At 31.6% G+C, this 17,139-nt stretch carries 29 protein-coding genes and 1 pseudogene; 10 read left to right on the plus strand and 20 right to left on the minus strand.

The window, feature by feature from the left end; all coding sequences use genetic code 11:
- Window positions 1-4 precede the first annotated feature (4 nt).
- The 6 genes from ssb to A4G25_RS03750 form a co-directional block, all read right to left on the minus strand.
- Window positions 5-436 carry a single-stranded DNA-binding protein gene (gene ssb / locus A4G25_RS03730; RefSeq protein WP_047130975.1) on the minus strand — a complete coding sequence of 144 codons (432 nt, stop codon included), beginning with the start codon at window positions 434-436 and terminating at the stop codon, window positions 5-7.
- A complete protein-coding gene (locus A4G25_RS03735) occupies window positions 436-1,116 on the minus strand; it encodes an ERF family protein (RefSeq protein WP_047130976.1) in 681 nt (226 codons plus the stop codon). The genes ssb and A4G25_RS03735 overlap by 1 nt, the downstream gene beginning before the upstream one ends.
- Entirely contained in the window at window positions 1,117-1,602 is a 486-nt protein-coding gene (locus tag A4G25_RS03740) for a siphovirus Gp157 family protein (protein WP_047130977.1), read from the minus strand.
- Complete coding sequence (locus A4G25_RS03745; RefSeq protein WP_047130978.1) at window positions 1,602-1,811, minus strand: hypothetical protein; 210 nt, start codon at window positions 1,809-1,811, stop codon at window positions 1,602-1,604. Before A4G25_RS03745 ends, A4G25_RS03740 begins: the two co-directional genes overlap by 1 nt.
- Window positions 1,812-1,893: 82 nt before the next feature.
- Window positions 1,894-2,058 (minus strand): hypothetical protein, encoded by a 165-nt coding sequence (locus tag A4G25_RS12945; protein WP_156483154.1) that lies wholly within the window; start codon window positions 2,056-2,058, stop codon window positions 1,894-1,896.
- Window positions 2,055-2,285 (minus strand): DUF771 domain-containing protein, encoded by a 231-nt coding sequence (locus A4G25_RS03750; protein ID WP_047130979.1) that lies wholly within the window; start codon window positions 2,283-2,285, stop codon window positions 2,055-2,057. Before A4G25_RS03750 ends, A4G25_RS12945 begins: the two co-directional genes overlap by 4 nt.
- Window positions 2,286-2,344: 59 nt before the next feature.
- Here A4G25_RS03750 and A4G25_RS03755 point away from each other — a divergent pair, with 59 nt between their 5' ends.
- Window positions 2,345-2,551: a hypothetical protein gene (locus tag A4G25_RS03755; RefSeq protein WP_046100574.1), complete on the plus strand. Its 207-nt coding sequence runs from the start codon at window positions 2,345-2,347 to the stop codon at window positions 2,549-2,551.
- Between the two features lie 2 nt (window positions 2,552-2,553).
- Here the strand turns inward: A4G25_RS03755 and A4G25_RS13190 are convergent.
- The 4 genes and pseudogenes from A4G25_RS13190 to A4G25_RS03770 all read right to left on the minus strand — a co-directional run.
- Window positions 2,554-2,640, minus strand: a pseudogene (locus A4G25_RS13190) (hypothetical protein); the annotation flags it as partial.
- Window positions 2,641-2,957: 317 nt separating this feature from the next.
- Window positions 2,958-3,158: a hypothetical protein gene (locus A4G25_RS03760; RefSeq protein WP_046100573.1), complete on the minus strand. Its 201-nt coding sequence runs from the start codon at window positions 3,156-3,158 to the stop codon at window positions 2,958-2,960.
- Between the two features lie 11 nt (window positions 3,159-3,169).
- Window positions 3,170-3,937, minus strand: a complete 768-nt coding sequence (locus tag A4G25_RS03765; protein ID WP_047130981.1) for a phage antirepressor KilAC domain-containing protein — start codon at window positions 3,935-3,937, stop codon at window positions 3,170-3,172.
- Between the two features lie 13 nt (window positions 3,938-3,950).
- Entirely contained in the window at window positions 3,951-4,175 is a 225-nt protein-coding gene (locus A4G25_RS03770) for a helix-turn-helix transcriptional regulator (RefSeq protein ID WP_047130982.1), read from the minus strand.
- 156 nt (window positions 4,176-4,331) lie between these two features.
- Between A4G25_RS03770 and A4G25_RS03775 the strand changes: the two genes are divergently transcribed.
- The 4 genes from A4G25_RS03775 (at window position 4,332) to A4G25_RS12950 (ending at window position 5,898) form a co-directional block, all read left to right on the plus strand.
- Window positions 4,332-4,661 carry a helix-turn-helix transcriptional regulator gene (locus A4G25_RS03775; protein ID WP_047130983.1) on the plus strand — a complete coding sequence of 110 codons (330 nt, stop codon included), beginning with the start codon at window positions 4,332-4,334 and terminating at the stop codon, window positions 4,659-4,661.
- Between the two features lie 14 nt (window positions 4,662-4,675).
- Window positions 4,676-5,143: an ImmA/IrrE family metallo-endopeptidase gene (locus A4G25_RS03780; protein ID WP_047130984.1), complete on the plus strand. Its 468-nt coding sequence runs from the start codon at window positions 4,676-4,678 to the stop codon at window positions 5,141-5,143.
- Window positions 5,144-5,245: 102 nt separating this feature from the next.
- Window positions 5,246-5,488 carry a hypothetical protein gene (locus tag A4G25_RS03785; protein WP_047130985.1) on the plus strand — a complete coding sequence of 81 codons (243 nt, stop codon included), beginning with the start codon at window positions 5,246-5,248 and terminating at the stop codon, window positions 5,486-5,488.
- A 263-nt stretch (window positions 5,489-5,751) separates the two neighbouring features.
- Window positions 5,752-5,898: a hypothetical protein gene (locus A4G25_RS12950; RefSeq protein ID WP_156483155.1), complete on the plus strand. Its 147-nt coding sequence runs from the start codon at window positions 5,752-5,754 to the stop codon at window positions 5,896-5,898.
- Here the strand turns inward: A4G25_RS12950 and A4G25_RS03790 are convergent.
- Window positions 5,895-6,515, minus strand: a complete 621-nt coding sequence (locus A4G25_RS03790; RefSeq protein ID WP_063164615.1) for a hypothetical protein — start codon at window positions 6,513-6,515, stop codon at window positions 5,895-5,897. The two genes, A4G25_RS12950 and A4G25_RS03790, sit on opposite strands and share 4 nt — an antisense overlap.
- Window positions 6,516-6,646: 131 nt before the next feature.
- Between A4G25_RS03790 and A4G25_RS03795 the strand changes: the two genes are divergently transcribed.
- Entirely contained in the window at window positions 6,647-7,675 is a 1,029-nt protein-coding gene (locus A4G25_RS03795) for a tyrosine-type recombinase/integrase (RefSeq protein WP_047132460.1), read from the plus strand.
- A 675-nt stretch (window positions 7,676-8,350) separates the two neighbouring features.
- On the opposite strand, the gene A4G25_RS03800 is transcribed toward A4G25_RS03795, so the two are convergent.
- The 5 genes from A4G25_RS03800 to A4G25_RS03820 all read right to left on the minus strand — a co-directional run bounded on the left by A4G25_RS03800 (window position 8,351) and on the right by A4G25_RS03820 (window position 12,610).
- The gene (locus A4G25_RS03800) at window positions 8,351-9,292 is read right to left on the minus strand and encodes an HIRAN domain-containing protein (RefSeq protein ID WP_052766765.1); all 942 of its coding nucleotides are present in this window, start codon (window positions 9,290-9,292) and stop codon (window positions 8,351-8,353) included.
- A 78-nt stretch (window positions 9,293-9,370) separates the two neighbouring features.
- Window positions 9,371-9,841: a hypothetical protein gene (locus A4G25_RS03805; protein WP_052766764.1), complete on the minus strand. Its 471-nt coding sequence runs from the start codon at window positions 9,839-9,841 to the stop codon at window positions 9,371-9,373.
- Window positions 9,842-10,658: 817 nt separating this feature from the next.
- A complete protein-coding gene (locus tag A4G25_RS03810) occupies window positions 10,659-11,150 on the minus strand; it encodes a serine O-acetyltransferase (protein WP_052766763.1) in 492 nt (163 codons plus the stop codon).
- 299 nt (window positions 11,151-11,449) lie between these two features.
- The gene (locus tag A4G25_RS03815; protein WP_047132459.1) at window positions 11,450-11,947 is read right to left on the minus strand and encodes a fibrinogen-binding protein; all 498 of its coding nucleotides are present in this window, start codon (window positions 11,945-11,947) and stop codon (window positions 11,450-11,452) included.
- Window positions 11,948-12,220: 273 nt separating this feature from the next.
- Window positions 12,221-12,610, minus strand: coding sequence for a hypothetical protein (locus A4G25_RS03820; RefSeq protein WP_047132458.1), 390 nt, complete (start codon window positions 12,608-12,610; stop codon window positions 12,221-12,223).
- 372 nt (window positions 12,611-12,982) lie between these two features.
- Between A4G25_RS03820 and A4G25_RS03825 the strand changes: the two genes are divergently transcribed.
- Together A4G25_RS03825 and A4G25_RS03830 are read left to right on the plus strand one after the other, a co-directional pair.
- On the plus strand, window positions 12,983-13,477 hold the full coding sequence (locus A4G25_RS03825; RefSeq protein ID WP_047132457.1) for a hypothetical protein: 495 nt from the start codon (window positions 12,983-12,985) through the stop codon (window positions 13,475-13,477).
- Between the two features lie 129 nt (window positions 13,478-13,606).
- The gene (locus tag A4G25_RS03830; RefSeq protein ID WP_047132456.1) at window positions 13,607-13,990 is read left to right on the plus strand and encodes a hypothetical protein; all 384 of its coding nucleotides are present in this window, start codon (window positions 13,607-13,609) and stop codon (window positions 13,988-13,990) included.
- Window positions 13,991-14,086: 96 nt separating this feature from the next.
- On the opposite strand, the gene A4G25_RS03835 is transcribed toward A4G25_RS03830, so the two are convergent.
- Both A4G25_RS03835 and A4G25_RS03840 read right to left on the minus strand, forming a co-directional pair.
- Window positions 14,087-14,533, minus strand: coding sequence for a GNAT family N-acetyltransferase (locus A4G25_RS03835; protein WP_047132455.1), 447 nt, complete (start codon window positions 14,531-14,533; stop codon window positions 14,087-14,089).
- Between the two features lie 170 nt (window positions 14,534-14,703).
- Window positions 14,704-15,156, minus strand: a complete 453-nt coding sequence (locus tag A4G25_RS03840; protein WP_047132454.1) for a VOC family protein — start codon at window positions 15,154-15,156, stop codon at window positions 14,704-14,706.
- Between the two features lie 108 nt (window positions 15,157-15,264).
- On the opposite strand from A4G25_RS03840, the gene A4G25_RS03845 reads away from it, so the two are divergent.
- Complete coding sequence (locus A4G25_RS03845; protein ID WP_047132453.1) at window positions 15,265-15,642, plus strand: VOC family protein; 378 nt, start codon at window positions 15,265-15,267, stop codon at window positions 15,640-15,642.
- A 157-nt stretch (window positions 15,643-15,799) separates the two neighbouring features.
- A complete protein-coding gene (locus tag A4G25_RS03850; protein ID WP_047132452.1) occupies window positions 15,800-15,979 on the plus strand; it encodes a hypothetical protein in 180 nt (59 codons plus the stop codon).
- Window positions 15,980-16,034: 55 nt separating this feature from the next.
- Here the strand turns inward: A4G25_RS03850 and A4G25_RS03855 are convergent, their stop codons facing one another.
- Window positions 16,035-16,544, minus strand: coding sequence for a YfcE family phosphodiesterase (locus A4G25_RS03855; RefSeq protein WP_047132451.1), 510 nt, complete (start codon window positions 16,542-16,544; stop codon window positions 16,035-16,037).
- Complete coding sequence (locus tag A4G25_RS03860; protein ID WP_047132450.1) at window positions 16,541-17,125, minus strand: XTP/dITP diphosphatase; 585 nt, start codon at window positions 17,123-17,125, stop codon at window positions 16,541-16,543. The genes A4G25_RS03855 and A4G25_RS03860 overlap by 4 nt, the downstream gene beginning before the upstream one ends.
- Window positions 17,126-17,139 lie beyond the last annotated feature (14 nt).

The raw sequence follows: 17,139 nt of genomic DNA on the forward strand, positions 1-17,139 counted from the left end.
ACTCCTAGAATGGAAGATCATCATCAGAAATATCAATAGGACCATTAGCATTAGCAAAAGGATTTTCTTGACTGCTTAATGACTGTTTAGGTTGTTGACCATTCTGCTTTTGAGTACCTTTTGTTTCTAAGAATTGAACGTTGTCACATACAACTTCTGTAACGTATACGCGATTACCTTCTTTATTTTCATAGCTGCGTGATTGTAAGCGACCATCTACGCCTACTTGACTGCCTTTAGATACATATTTGTCAACATTTTCCGCTTGTTTACGGAATACAACACAGTTAATGAAATCAGCTTCACGTTCGCCTTGTGCGTTTTTGAATGTACGATTAACTGCTAAAGTGAATGTTGCTACTGATACTCCGCTTGGCGTTGTTCTAAATTCTGGATCACGTGTTAATCTTCCTACTAAAATTGTTCTGTTTATCATTATTCATTCTCCTTCGCTTGTTTTGACCAGTTATCTAATTTTTTGACGCACACAGTGATTTGACTATTACTTAAACTTTGAACATCGTTGATACCTAGTTTTTGTTGGACATCATCAACGCTTACTTGTTTTCCTACAGACTGCATAAGTTCGCTGAATTTCAACATTTCTTCTTTTAATGTCCCAATCGCTTTAGCATCTGGTTTGGTATATTGCTCGCGCTTTTCTTTTGCATCTGCATCATCTTCATCAGTTGGAATATTGAAGAATTTCATTAAGAAGTATCTTTCTGCGTAAGTTAGTGCAGTACCATGTGCTTTAGAAACGTCATCTTGTTGTCCTACTGCATAAAATGTTACTTCGAACTGTTCTTCTGGTTTGTCTGCATTGATCCACACATAAGTCAATTTCATTTCAACGATAAATTCTGATGTTGTAATCTCACGACCAGCTTTTTTATTAAATCTTGTCACATCAATTTGTTTGTAATTTTCTTCTGATGTTTTTGGTACAAGTAATAAATTGTTTTCAATCATCTTATTTCTAATTCTGTGTAATACTTGCGAACCACTAACATATGAGTAGTTGTAGCCTTTAGTATCTTTAGTGAATCCATCTATATTAGCTTTAACATCTGCTATCTTTTGAAATAAGTTGAGTTCCTGTTTTTCTTCACTCATCTATCTCACCCTCAAACTTTGAGATTGCTTAACTGTTACACCTTTGATTTCCTTGCCTTTTTTCAAGTCTGCCAGTAAGTCTTTTTTATTAACTTTAGGCACTTGTGATACCCAGTATTCACTTGGAATGTACTTTTCTGTTTCGATGTCCAAACTTGGAGGATTATTGGCGATAGAGTAACTGTGCAATGCGGTTTTGAATTTAGTTTTGTTTGTGTTGATCATGGCATCTTGCAACGACTCTTTAAGTCGCTTAATGCCATTTTGGTTAGATGTTTTACGTTGTCTTAAACGTTTAATCTCTTCATCAATAGCTGCATTATCTGCTTCTAATGATTGGATTACTGCTTGATAACCGTCTGCTTTATCTTCGAAAGCATCTTCGATACTTGATAACGTGTCGATTAATACTTGTTCTTCGCCCTGTTCGGCGATTAACTCGTAAACTTCTTTGTACGAGTCTTTCAAATCGAATAATGTAACCATTAAATTTCCTCCAATTCTTCTACTTCTTCGATTTCAAGTACTTCTATTCTTCTGTTCAACTCTTCAATAGTTACTTCTAGATCTTCAATTTCAATTCGTTTGTTGTGGTTATCTCTCAATAAATCATTAATCTGTATATTTTTACGTTCATCGTTTCTAATTCTTTCATTCCAAGTCTCCAACTCAATAGTTATTAATTCTTTATTCATGTTTGACGTCCTCCGATAATTTGATATATTTAAATTAGTTAATTTGAAAACTGTTTCTGACTGTTACTTGTTGGTGCAAGTATCAGTCTTTTTTTAATTCTTGAAAAAAGTAATCTTCAAAGAATACATATGAAGCTAATGCGATTAGAAAACCTAATCCGACACCTTTGAAAAAATCTTCTGTAATAAACATGATTACAAAACTAAATGCTGCAAATGATGCTAATGACCAGTAATAACTTTTCATTTACTCACCTCCTTAAAGTGATAAATTTCCTGGAATCTTTCCTCCAAAAACTGTTTCATCTTGCTACCAATAAATGCGTAATGATCATTATTGTTTGCTGGGTAATGTCCAAACTCTTGAATGATTGATTTATACTTTGGAATCTCAAGAATGTTTTTGATTACCCACGGACGACTGCGACCAGTTTCATTAACTAAGTCCTCCATAGTCCACCAAGTTTTAGTCATTTGAATTACTTCCTTTCGTGTATAATGTTGTTATCTCCTAGTGAAAGGAGGTGATTAATATGTCGAATTTCTATCCTAGTCAGTTTGCTGCAGCGTATATTCAAACACTACCGAGCGCTAAAAAGCCCGACGATTTTAATAATCGTTCTGATTATTGGGAATATATGAAAAGTCGTCGTCAATTATTCTTCAATGAATACCTTGAAGCCATTGAATTTGCTGATAGCTTCGGAAGTTCTCTCGATGAACGTGATAAAGAACGATAAATTTTTCTAATATTTCCCTCAACCTTCCAAACCTTCCAAGTCACAACTGCCATTGTGATGAGGAGGGTTGTTTTGTATAGTTTGCTCATTCCGTTTCCTCCTATAGCTTTTATTATTTTAATTTCGTACAATAGTGTTATCTCCTAGTTAAAGGTGGTGCTTAAAATTACACCTCGTATATATTTGAAACTATTAATCGCCTATATCAAAGGATCTATAATAATAGAAAGCGACGATATTAATTTAGAAGAGATGTTAGATGAAAATTACATTTATTCTGAGATAAGCAATAAAACTTTCTACGTTAATGGCTTTCCTTTATGGGGAACAACAAATAAAAGGTTTATAACCACAAAAGGTAGGTAAGCTTTTTGGAAGGTTACTTTTAAAGCTGTTATTCCTTCGCTTATAGGAACAATTGGATTACTTCTAACAGCACTAAAACTATTAATAGGTAATTGAAAAGATTTAGTTTTCTATTAATATGAACAATTTCCCAACCAGTAACCTTGATGTTATTATCTTCACATCGAGGTTCTTTGTTTTCTTGCATTTGAGTTTCTCCTTTAGATATATCTACTTCCAAACCTTTTATTTTATCCGTCATTGAAATTCCTCCTATTGTTCGATTTGTTTTTCTATGGTAGGTAAGATGCCTTCATCTTTTAGCAAGTCATAAATGAACAGTCTGCCCTTTTGCGTCCATTTAGTGTTCATACGTACTGACGTGCTGCCGTCTTTATGCTCGATTTCTGTAGTTGATGAATGCGTATATCCTTCATCATGTAAATTCGAGTAAAGTAACCATTGTCCAGATTGTTTGTACTGTACTTTTAATTTATGCAGCAACTTGTTTAGTGCTTGAGCCGACATACCATAGTCCTTTGCAATCTGACCTACTGTCACTAAACTTTTGTTGTTCAAAATTGTGTCTAGATAAGAAGCTTTAGGTTCATATTCAGCAATCTTTTGTTTTTGCATGTTGTTTTCGAGTTCTAATTGTTCATTTCGTTCAACTGTTTCTAACAATTCAATCAATGCCTCTTTATAAGTTCCTGGCAATCTGTTTTGAAGCGCGTTTTCCATTTCGTTGAATTTATTAATGTATGCCATTTTGAAATCGTTATGACCCTGAATATTGAACATGTATAAAGTGAAACCGTCTTTAGTGAGTAGGTATTCTCTGTTGTACTTACCATTTTTAGCTTTATATCGATGCGGAATAAATAGAGCCGAAATATCGGCTGTACTATTTTTAGCTACTTCGTCAATCCCCTCAAGTACATGTTTATGTTGTCTTACTAATTCGCTTGCTACTACTCTACTAGAAACAACTGCTCCTAGTTCCGAGTTATTTTCGATTTGTATTTCCTGTAATGCTTGCATTTAAGTTCCTCCTTTAAGTTTTTTGGTGCTCTTTGTTACCATTTTGGTGACATCTGGGTAAAAAAATATCTTCCATATTTTTATTGAATAACTTTGAGATTATAAACATCTCATCTAAATTGAATGGCGTTTTACTTCGCTCTTTGTTGATGTAAGAGTTTCTACTTATATTTAAAATTTTCGCCATTTCATCTTGAGTATATTTACCTTTTCTCAAGCCATATAGTTTATGTTGCATTGCATTAGCACCTCCTGACAAATACAACTATAGCACCATATTGGTGACATGTAAATAGACTTTTGCAAATTATTTTAGATTTTTGTAAAAATTAGGCTACCAAATTGGTGACATATAATGTATAATTAATTTAACAAAACAACGGAGGAAATTAAAATGAATCAAGAAGAACTAGCAATTTATGTTGGAAATCAGATAAAAGAGCATAGAGAAAAACGTGGTTTAACTCAACAAGGTTTAGCTGATAAATTAAACGTTAGTAGACAAGCTGTTAGCAGATATGAAAAAGGTTTGAGAAAAGCTAATCAAGATACGCTGTTTGAACTTTCTCATATTTTAAAATGCAGCATTGATGATTTCTTTCCTAAAGAAGAATCAACAGAAGAACCACAAACATTAGCAGCTCATTTAGAGGGCGAATTGAAACAAGAAGATATAGATTACATCATGAGTTTAGTAGAAAGATTTAAAAACGAAGATAAATAAAGGGGTTGGCTTTATTGTCACGTTATGAAGATTTATTAATGGAGATTGATTATGTGAAAATCAAGGACCGCGTTCATTTACCTGATGGTTATAAAGGTTTTTATTCAGATGATTTAATTCTTATAGACAAAGGTCTAAGCGATACTGAGAAATTGGAAAACCTCTATGAAGAATTAGGTCATCTTAAACTTACATATGGAAATATTTTAGATCAATCAAGTTTCAATAACCGAAAATTCGAAAATTACGCAAGAAGATATGGTTATGAAAATGCGCTACCGTTAAATAAAATTATAGACGCATATAAATACGGAGTAAGTAGCTTATATGAACTTGCTGAATATGTTCAGTTAAGCGAAGAATACGTATATACAGTTTTACAACATTACAAAAGTAAATTCGGTTTATCAACCTGTCACAATGGTCATGTTATTCAGTTCGAGCCGTTGCAGGTTTTTAAATATATAAATAAAGAAGAATAGAGGGGATAAAAAATGAAAAATGATTTAATAGGATAAACACATATGCTGAACTTTGTGGAAACACAAAGAAGCCACCGATAAAAAACGGCGGCGATAACAATTTTGAAAAATATTGGTTCTCCAGCTACTAATGCATTAAAAGATATTGCAAAACAACAGCCATCATTATCTAAAGCATTTGGACTGAAAAATGTTAAAGGAGTTGGTGTGATTAACAATTTACAATCTATGAAAGTACAATCTCGATTTGCAAAAAGTATCGCTGGAACAACGAATATTGGTAATTTATTGCCCTTCTATACAGTAATGTATAGTTTGCATCGGGTGAATTCAAAGGAAACCTAAGTTTGATGATACGGTGACTTTGAGCCAAGCCTTTAATTAGGAAGGTGCAACGCATAGTTTCTGAAATAACGAAACCACGAGCGCCCGATATCCTATTAATCAAATAATAACATAAACTAATTGTTTTTAATAACTATTACTTATTAATGAAGGTTTAACTTAACAGGACATTCACTTGCCCTATTTTTTATCCCCTCCAGTATGGGGCGAATAGGTATAAAAATAACGCCTAACTGAGTTAGACGCTGAAAGGTGGTGATATTGTGAGTGAAAAGAAATCAAACAAAGAACAAATTGCTTGGGAAAAGAACGGTGGTGTTTCCCCTGGCAAAGGTGAATTTAGGAATCAAGAAACAGGACGGCTTCAATCTAAACCTGTTAAACCACCTAAGCCACCAAGCAAGGATTAATAATGAATTAATATTATTTTAATATTTCTATCATAATCTAAATAAATAGATCTATTAATATTATCGCTTCTATCATATATTCTTATCGCTTGCTCATATGTGGTTTTCGTATCAACTGTATTTTCTATTGATATTTCGGGAGAAGTGTAAGAAAACTCTCCTACTGTACCTTCTATAATTAATCTATTATCGAAATCAAATATATATGCTTGAGTATATTTTTTGTTTTTAGGTCTTGCATGTAATATTCTAGGCAACACTTTGTAATTAGATTTAATAGATAATCCTGTTTTAACTTTCTTGTCATTCATGTACTTTTGTAACCACTTGAATACAAAAGGATATATATACATTGATAGAAGACAAACAATTACTAAACTAATAATAAAAATAATAATTAATTTTATAGGAGAAATATTATTAATAGTAATACCTAGAAGATTTAAAGAAATAAATGCAATAAATACATTCAATAAGGATAATGAAATTAGTAAAACAGATTTATCTGCATTTTGATTATTATTGTAAAACACAATGTCTAATTGAGTAAGTATCCAGTATGAAAAAAGTCCAGGTAAACCTGTTGCAACTATCGCTAATATAATATTAAAATCCACTATCTCACCTACTTTTTCTTTAATTATAACATATAATTATATATGTTACACAGAACGATAAACAAAAGTTATATTTACTGGGTACACCACCGTACCCTTATTATTTTTTACCTTTTTAAAGGAGGATTGATATGACTGTCAGTAAAAGAAAGGAACGCAACACTTGGCAATATGCTTTCGGTTATGAGGGTAAAACTTATCGTAAAAGCGGTTTTAAAACTAAAAGAGAAGCAACAGAAGCAGAAACAAAAGCGCGTGCAGAATTGTCAGAAGGTATGCAATTTGATAACGATGTAACGCTGCATGATTATTTTAAAGAATGGGCAGAAACTTATCGCAAGCCTAATGTGTCTGAAATTACGTACAGAACCTATACCACTATTATTAAGTTATTAGACAGTGATAAAATCGGTCATACGCCATTAAAAAATATTACTCGCAGAATGTATCAGAAATTCATCACAAGTTATGCAGAAGAACATTCCAATGAAACCATACGTAAATTCAATGGTAATATATCTACTGCCGTTGACGATGCTGTGCATGAGGGTATTGTCAAAAAGAATTTTACTTATAAGGTTACGTATAAAGGCGAAGTGGAAGCACAAAAAGAAGATGATAAATATATAACAGTGGCAGAGTATACCAAATTGAAAGAAGCCGTTAGAGAAAGTAATTCACGATCATCACTTATTTTATTCATCATGATTGCTACGGGTTGCAGAATAAGCGGTGCAATCAGATTACAATATGACTTTATTAATAAAAAAGATTGTACTTTGTATATAGATGAGAACAAAACAGATACCTCCCCTCGTACTGTTTCGATTACGCCAAATGATATGCAGCATATTCTAAGTGTGATTGACAGTTATCCGAAAAATATGAGCGGATTGGTTTTCGACTCCATAACGACTAATGCAGTAAATAAAGCACTCAAATGCTACTGCCAACGTTTGAATATAAAACCTATCACATCTCATGCGTTACGTCATACACATTGTTCTTATCTATTAAGCAAAGGTATATCGATTTATTATATCTCTAAACGATTAGGACACAAAAATATCAAAACAACTTTAGAAGTATATTCTCATTTATTAGAAGAAAGTTATGAAACGGAAAATGATAAAGCTATTAATGCTTTAAAAGTTTTGTAGCGGAACTACACCATAACTACACCAAATAACCGAAAACACTGGTATTCAGGCGTTTATACAATCCCTCCCAGGACGTCTATTAGAGCCTTTAACCCTTGTGGTTATGGGCTTTTTTATTTTTATAGGGAAAATTTAAGGAAATCAAATTCAATAAACTCTTATGTTACGAACGCTAAAGATAATTAAATAAAATAGAAATATAGTTTATAAAGATGATAACTAACATTGTTAAATAAAAAAACCACTACTTTGTCTAAAAAATAGCGGTTACCTAGTAGAATTTTCGTTAAAAAACTTTTACTGCCCATAAATTATTTGTCATAAAATCATTTTAATTATGCTTTTCGCTTGGAAGAATCAATTGGAAAGGGTCTACAAATAATGGTTAAACTATATTGCTTGATCATACACATATATAATTCTTTCCCCAGAAGTCACTCCATTATTATTATCAGAACCAAATAAATCTGTGGAAAATATTTCTTTCAAAAACAACAATGGTGTTATTACAAAAAATAAAATGAGAGTTATTTTTTCATGCTGTTACCTCTGTTAATCATTTATGTCTGTAGTTGTTTATATTCTTGTTATTCTATCTTTATATTAACTTTTTTTGACCTCAGTCATTTAATTGCTTTGAAAATAATAAGGGCAGCGTAGATTTCCTGATTATTTTTATTTGTAGTAAGACACTGTCAAAATTAAGCCGTAAGGATTTTCTTTCGTCTTAATTTTATCTTCAAAATCATCAAATTCTTTATATTTACCACCATAAATATAAGCGTTGCAAGTAACTATATCGTCGACATAATTGTTAAATATAGCTGCATCCTCTTTGGGAATATATCCAATATGAAATTCACCATATTCATTTGAAACCATAACTTTTATAGCATTTGCATCATATCTATTGTCAGGTTCTTTTTCTAAATAGACTCCGTGAATGCTTTCATCATCTTGTATTTCGTATATTTTATCTCCGAACTCCAATTCTTCTCTTAGTTCCATCCCTCTTAAATCATCATACAAAGGATAAAATTCTTCATTCTTTTTCATAGCATTTATCATTTTCTTCAGTTTTTCTCGTCTGTTCTCATAATTCAATCCAACCACAGGAAATGATTCGTAAAAAAGATTATCTTCATCATTTTTATTCGCGACACTATTAGTTATATTATTTGGAGTTTCTTGTTCAACTGGAAAACTGAGCGACTTTATTCGTTCTTCATTTTTTGAATAATCAATAATGTCTTGATTAGTAGATTCAGTGTGTTTTGAATTAATCTCAGTATTTTCCTTTTCAAATTTTGCATTATTTATTTTTTCGTTTTGCTTTTCTTTTACTGGTGTAGAATTTTCTTCGTATTTTCTTTCAGCCTGCTTCTTTCGATATTCTTCTTCAAGTTTCTTTAGTAAATAGTTTTCTTTAGGTTTATTCATTTCATTCATTTTTTTGATTTTTACTAACTTGTAAATGCTGAATATCAACAATAATAAGAATACCAGAAACAATAAAATATCTATTTCTTCTGCTCCGTCTTCACTGATAGAAATAATTCCGCCTATAATCATAAAAATTGAAAACCCTATAAATACCCAGTACATGACTTTTTTCATTGTTGTTACCTCTATTCATATTAGTTATTCATTATTTACTTTTTTGAAAACAACAAAAGCAGAGTGACTGCACAATTTTTATTCCATAGGCCCCGCTAATGTAGGCTCTTGCATGCCATACGGTGATTGTTTGCTCAATTCTCTCATTCTTTCAATTTGAGCAGGTGTAGGATTATCGAAATCAATTCCTTCATTCAACGCTTGTTGTCTTGCAGTATTGACAGGTGCTTGTTGAGTAGGTTGTACATTCTGTTCTTGTTGAACGGGTTGCTGTTCATTTGTCTGTTGAGGTGCTTCCACTTGTTGTGTATTGTCTGGTTGTACTGTGGGTTGCTCGCTATTATAAACTTGTTGATCGGAGTTTTCTTTTTGTTGGTTGTCTGCCATTTCTTTTTTATCTGATTTCTTTTTATCTTCTTTTCCTTTCTTAGCCTTAGAGTCTTTTTTCTTAGATTCCGACTTCTTATCCTCTGATTTACTTTCCTCTTTTTGGCCGCATGCTGCTAAAACTAAGAAACTTGCTAATAATAAAAATAAGACTTTTTTCATAGTAATATCCCTCTACTTTGTTTTATTTATCTAATCCAGCAGATTCAAGTTGTTCCTGAATCCATTCGTTATGCTCTTCAACATTTGCGTTGTGTTTTGCGACTTCGGCATCATATTCGCTTGCTTTATCTGCCATACCTTGTATATCTTCGTCACTTATATTTCCAGAAGGATTATTTGCTTTATGAGGCGATACATATAATACAATCCTCTTATATAATTCTAATCTATTGCAACATTAATTCATACATATATTTAAGTGCATTTCACAAAAAAAGTAACACTTTATATATGTATATATTTAAAAAACCACCTGTTAAGGCAGCTTATCCAATAACTTACTAATATATTTGTCTTATTCGACTTCCTGTCACACCCATTATCTCTCCTATTTCATTTTTCATTGTAACTTTTACCTTCGACAAGTATTTCAAATATATAAAATTCCTTATCTGTCCAGATTACATCTATGACTGGTTCCAATTCATTAAAAAACATATTATCTTCTAATTTTTCTGTTGAATGATGATTTAAAGAAAAGGATTCATCTATATTATCCTGTTTTTATTCAAACGAATCATTTCCACAATTTTTATAATTCCTTATAAAAGTCCTTACTATTTTTTGTCATTAACCATTAATCTTTCTATTATCCACTACAAACCCCCCGGGACGTAATAGAATTTTAGAAGATAGTTGAAAGCCCTTTATATACTACATTCCGCCTATTTTTAGAAAGAAAAAACAGATTTATTTCGATGCTTTTTTAACTATTAAAAACCCACCTATTAATTTAGGCGGATAATTTTTATCTCTATTATGCTACTAGTTCCGGTTCCACGATCTGAGCTGGAATACCAACTGCGACGCTATTGTCAGGTACATTTTTAGTAACCACTGCGTTTGCACCAATTTTTACATTGTTTCCTATTTCGAGATCACCAATGATTTTTGTTCCTGTTCCTATCATTACATTATCTCCAATACTTGCAGCCTGTTCACTTTTGAAATCGTTAATCCCTATAGTAGCTTGGTGAAACATTCTGCAGTCATTTCCAATTACTGCAGTTGAATGTATTACAACACCAATTCCATCATGTTCCAACCTGAATCTTTCCCCTATTTGAGCAGTTGGATGTATGTCTGAATTTGAAATTGCTTTAATTGCACCTTTCAACATTTTGTATAACAAAATCAAAGATTTATAATCCTTTCGATAAGCATAATTACCTAATCTATAATGTGCTATCACCATCTTGCTTATCAAAGAATAATTTACATTCAAATCTTCTTTTAGTTCACTAAACATTTCGCACCTCTTTTTCTTGGCTTAAAAACAGTATTACAAAATAGTATAATTCAAAATTATGTTGTGAATTAACTATTTTTGTAAAGATTATGTAAAAAAGAGAGCTGCCTTAGCCAAGCAAACCTATCTTATGTCTTGAAATTACGAATTGTTTTTTTACACATTGCTTAATTGTATCCCATAATTTGTCTACTCCATGATTAGCGTGTTTTTACTTATGATTCAAAAAATAATCTTTATTCTTCAAAACATTCATAGACAAAATAAACATTGTCTTTAGATATTCTTTATGGATTTTTTTATTTAACGTAACCTTTTTTCAATACGTTTTCAATTCTTTCTTGTAATACATGTTTTTTCACGCTGTATTCAAAAGATACAATATTTACAGCTCTTTGTGCTTTTCTGTGTGCATTAATTGTATGTGTCTTTTCAAATTCTCTTACTAATTGTTCAGCATTCTGCAACTGTTGCGCTCTCTTTAATAACAAATCATTTTTCTTCTCTGACTTTGTCGTTGCTGGACGAGCGCCATATCCAAAAGTACCATCATTATATTCAACGATGTTGTAGTCATGTTTTATTTTAATATACTTAGGTGTTTGGTTAAATTTAGGTCTAGATTGATATTTATAAGTTCCATCGTTGTATTCAACAATATTGTTATTAATACTGACAGGTTTCTTGTCTCTAGGTCCATAAGATTCACTTGCTTCAATACTGCCTGCTAATGTTGTAACTGTTACTCCTAATGCCGCTAACGCTAATAATGATTTTGCTATAATTTTATTTTTCATAATTAAATCCTCCATGTAATCTTATATGATTACATACAATACACTATTTACAACAAAACAGTAATTAACTCATTATTAACAAACAATAAAACAATTATTATTACCAAAAATTATGAATCCCGATTTTTCTTGTTATTCAATCATTAAAGGTATTGCTATAAATTTTTTCTCTATCAATTAACAATTCTATTGTTGATTGAATCTATAATCTTCTAAACTCTTTTCATACTAAAAAAGACTCTCATGTTATGAGAGCCTTAAAAAATTATATTATTAATGTTCATCGGGAACTGATTTTCCATCTGGCGACATACATCCACCGACCGTACATGTTGTACCGTCAGGTTTAGTGATACCAACTGCATCTCCGCCACCTGGAGCTTGATGCCAGGTATTACCTTCAGCATCAACAATTCCATTTACATTTTGACCACTTTTTAATTTTTGCGTTACTTCTTCTTCTGTTGGTGCTTGATTTTGTTGTGGTTGTGGTGCTTGCTGCGCTACATTTTGTTCAGTCGCATTTGATTGATTGTATTGTTGTTGTGCTCCATTTTGTTCTGCAGCATTTTGATCTGCGGCACTTTGCTGATTATTGTTTTGTACCTCATTAGTCTGTTGCTCATTTTCCATTGCTGTTTCTGATTGTTGGTTATTATCCACATTTTCGTTGTCATCTTTATTTTCTTTTGTCTTATCTTTCTTTTTTCTGATTTTTCTTTGTCATCTTTTTTAGTTTCTTTTTTAGTTGTTTCTGATTTATTATCATCAGACTTGCTATCATCTTTTTGTCCACATGCCCCTAAAACTAAAAAACTAGCTAATAATAAAAATAAAACCTTTTTCACTATACATGTCCCCTTTTCTTTGCATAATATTCCTTTATTAATCAGTTTAATGTATTGGAAGATAAATTAAAACAACAAATTTGATTTTTAATAAAAAAGTTGACGTAAACAAAAATAAAATCTTTTATCAGTAAAAACCTTGGTTTTTAGGGTATAAATATTAAAACTAACAAAGGGGTTTTTCAAAATGGATATTAAATACTTGCAGCAATTAGATTATCTTTTAAAGTACATTGGTAATAATACATCAAACTATTCCAACCGATACAAACTCATTTTCGAATACAATAACTTTATATATGAAGGAGATTTCATACCTGAACTTAGAGCACTGAATGTAGTGTTAAAAGATGTCACAAGTTTTGATGATGATGAATTGAACTTAATCAGTTTAAAAAACGAAAATGCATTTGAAACAATAAGAAAGCATCAATCCTTATTCGGTAAATCTTATTTAAAGTTACTGACAGAACGTGTTAATGAGTACGAACCTCAAGATTATTTTCGTCTTCTAGTAGATTCTCTTGAAAAATATCCAGTAGAGTTTGAAAATGAATTACCACCTTACATCTATAATTTGAAATCTGAAAACCAAATTCATCCTTTAAGTTTAGAGATTATGAAAATTCCTAGCGATGCACAATTTAGTTTTGTAAGTATCATTAAAATAAATGAAGAATAAACCATTTATATCTAATTTCATGGCCATTTATCTATAACACTTATTAACTCTATTTAATTCAGGGTAATTATAAACTATAATCTAGCATCACTGTATTTAGCATTTCTTTAAAATATGGAGGTTTTTATAATGAACGCAAAACAAAAATATGTAGATGTTTTAACAGAGGAAAAACCTGACTTAATTGAAGTATTATTTGAATTTGAAGCTGATGTACATCCTAAAATTAACGGTAAAGGACATGGAGAAGGTGCTGTTTTCGTAGGTCGTGTTAATCTCTATGTAGTCTTAGATAATGACGTTTATGATTATGTTATTGCAGATTTACATGAAGTGAAGTTTAAAAACAACATGTTGAATCACTCAGTAGAATTTAAATATGGTGATTCTGATGAAGAGTTAAAATTAAAATTTGAGGACAAACCTGAAACTGTAGAATTTGCAAAAGTAATGGAAAACTTATCTATGGAACGTGAAAGTTATAGAGAATATATTGATGCTCAAGAACAATAATTGAAAATTTAATTATACTATTTAATTCAAAAAGACTCCCTTTATTCATTGCGATTACATTTTTCAGTAATGCTTAAAGGGAGTCTTTATTACTTATTAATCCGCTTCTAATACCATATCAACATGAGGTATACCATCTTCTAAATATGTCTCAGAAGTCCGTTCGAATCCAAACGAACCATAAAATTTAAGCAGATGTTCTTGTGCTGAAATCTTAATAGGTCGCTTTGTATCGACCTTTCTCAATTCTTCAATTGCCGTATCCATTAATTGATAACCTAATTTATTTTTGCGATACGCTTTAACCACAATAACACGGCCAATTCTAAAATCCTCTTCTGTTTTTATTAGTCTGGCATAAGCAGCAATTTGGTTATCTTTCTTTAAAATCACGTGTTCAGCATTAAAGTCTTCTTCATCTATTTCTTGATAAGGGCAATTTTGTTCAACGACAAAAACTTTTACGCGTTCAATCATAATTTGAACAAGTTCTTCCGGTGACAAATCTTGTGTCTTTTTAACGATGACTTCAATATTATCCATATAACTCACCTCATTTTTCTATGTACCTTCAATAATTCTTATATTTATTAATATATATGATATGTATTGCTTAATAATAACTTCAAACCCAATTTGATGAACTGTTTAATAAGTTAAAGGAACCGTATGAAGTTACTTTGTATACATACAGTTCCTACAACAAAATAAGATTATTGTTGCTTGCTGTGATCTTGACCATGCAGCATCCAACGAACATTATATTTATCCGAGAATGAGCCCATTTTTCCACCCCAAAATTGGTCTGCTAATGGCATATCAACTGTAATCGACTGATCATCTTTTACTTTTTCGTATAATTCTTCAACACGTTTAACATCTTCTGCATCGTTAATATCATAATCAATCAATAATGAGATGCCTTCAGTAATTTTATTATCTTTATTTTTATCAAATGCGTCTGAAGCAAATAAAGTCACACCTGCAATTTTAAATTCAGAATGCATCGTACTATCTTCTGCTTTGTCTGGATCAACACCGAAACTCTCAGCTTGTTCGCGTTGAACTGGCAAGCGATTGATATCTGTTGCGCCGAATACCTCTTCATAATATTTTAAAGCTTCTTTGGTATTATCAAATGCTAAATATGGATATAATTGAGTCATAGTTTAGGCTCCTTTTTTTAATATTGCACTTTTACATACCTTATTATACTATGTTTCAAACAATAATAATAAAGGTAAGAGACTATGAAACTTATTTGAGGTGAAATAATGATAAATCAATTAGATCAAGTTATGTTATACGTTTATGACCAAGAAGCAGCAAAAAATTTCTGGATTGAAAAATTAGATTTTGTAGAAGTTTCCGATATTTCAAACCAAGCAATACGTACGATTGTACTTAAACCAACAAAAGCATCACAAACTGAAATAGTACTTCATGATAAAGCAAAAGTAGAAGCGATGTCACTTGGTATCAGTACAGATACACCGTCTTTGATGTTTGGAACAGATGATATCGACAAGCTTTATGCAGATTTTCAAAGTAAAGGCATCTTTATAGGTGAGCTTGTTGAATCTCCACAAGGCAGAGTTTTCAATTTTGCTGATAGCGAAGATAACTACTTTGCAGTCAAAGAAAATAAGTAGTTTCTAAAAGATACTTCTAACTTTATGTTACAGAGTTTTAAGCCAGTTAAGATATCCAATCAATCACTTGAGGGTTATCACTCAATCTATATTAAAATATGTTAAATTATCCTTAGTGATGAAATAATAACTCATTACATATTAAGGAGAAGAATATATGAGACCTATATTTTCAGAAAATCCTGAAGTAATAAATCTCCTGTCTATTGCAGGTATTATTAGTGGAGTGCATATGTTTTTAATTGTTGGCTTTTTGGGATTTATTTTCATTATACCGCCAACAATTATGTTTATCCTGTCTCTTATAGATTTTTCAAACCACAAAACACAACAATAAAAAATGCCAGTGTATATCACTTTTTAATAAGTTTTGATATACTCTGGCATCATTTTTATATCTTAAATTCAACCGTATCAATAATAGCATGTTGTCGATTACGGAAATTTAAAGTAGCATCTTTTTCATTGTCATCTATCAATAACTCTGCATAAGTTTCTTCAGTTCGGCTTCTGGATTGAGAAATACTCCCTGGATTGATGACGTGCACGCCAGATATTTCCTCATAGCGTGCAATGTGCGTATGGCCATAAAAAGCAAATTGGCATTCTAATGATTTAGCTTTTTCTGCAAGCTGCATGCGTGTTGTATTTACATTATACATATGGCCATGTGTATAAAAAGCGCGTACGCCATCTGCTTCTACAATTTCTTCTGTAGGAAATTCTGGATAAAAATCACAATTACCTTTTACACGTCGAAATAAGCTGAGTTCCGTATCATCATATTGAAACTCTGAATCACCAAGATGAATCGCAACATTCACTTCATCGTAATGATTAAAAATATCAAATAAAATACCTGCTTCCGTATGATTGTCACTTACAATTAACCATCTGTTCAAATCTGATCACCCTTTAAATAATTTCGAAGTTTATCAATTGCACGGCGTCTGTGACTAATCTCTCCTTTTTCTTCAGCAGAAAGTTGTGCCATCGTTTTATTTTTTTCAGGAACGAAAAACACAGGATCATAACCGAAACCATTGTTCCCTTCTTTTTCATGTGTTATTTCACCATCAACCGTTCCTCTGAAAGTTACTGTCTCTTCATTTGGTGCACTCATACTGATAACACATACGAATTGAGCATCGCGGTTTTCATTATCACCTAAATTATTCAGTAACTTCACGATGTTAGCTTCATCATCTTTATCAGTACCTGCATAACGCGCAGAATAAATTCCAGGTTCCCCATTTAAAGCATCCACAGCAAGTCCGCTATCGTCAGCAATGATACGTTTGCCTAATGCTTTTGCAGCTGCTTCTGATTTCAATTTAGCGTTCTCTTCAAAAGTTGTACCTGTTTCTTCAACATCAAAACCTTTAATTAACTCACCGATGCCAATGACATTGTATTCAGGAAAAATAACTTTGAAATCATTAATTTTTCCTTTATTTCCTGTTGCTATCACTAAATCTTCCATCTTTTCCACCTCTA

This window comes from Staphylococcus condimenti (assembly GCF_001618885.1).
GTDB classification, from domain to species: domain Bacteria; phylum Bacillota; class Bacilli; order Staphylococcales; family Staphylococcaceae; genus Staphylococcus; species Staphylococcus condimenti.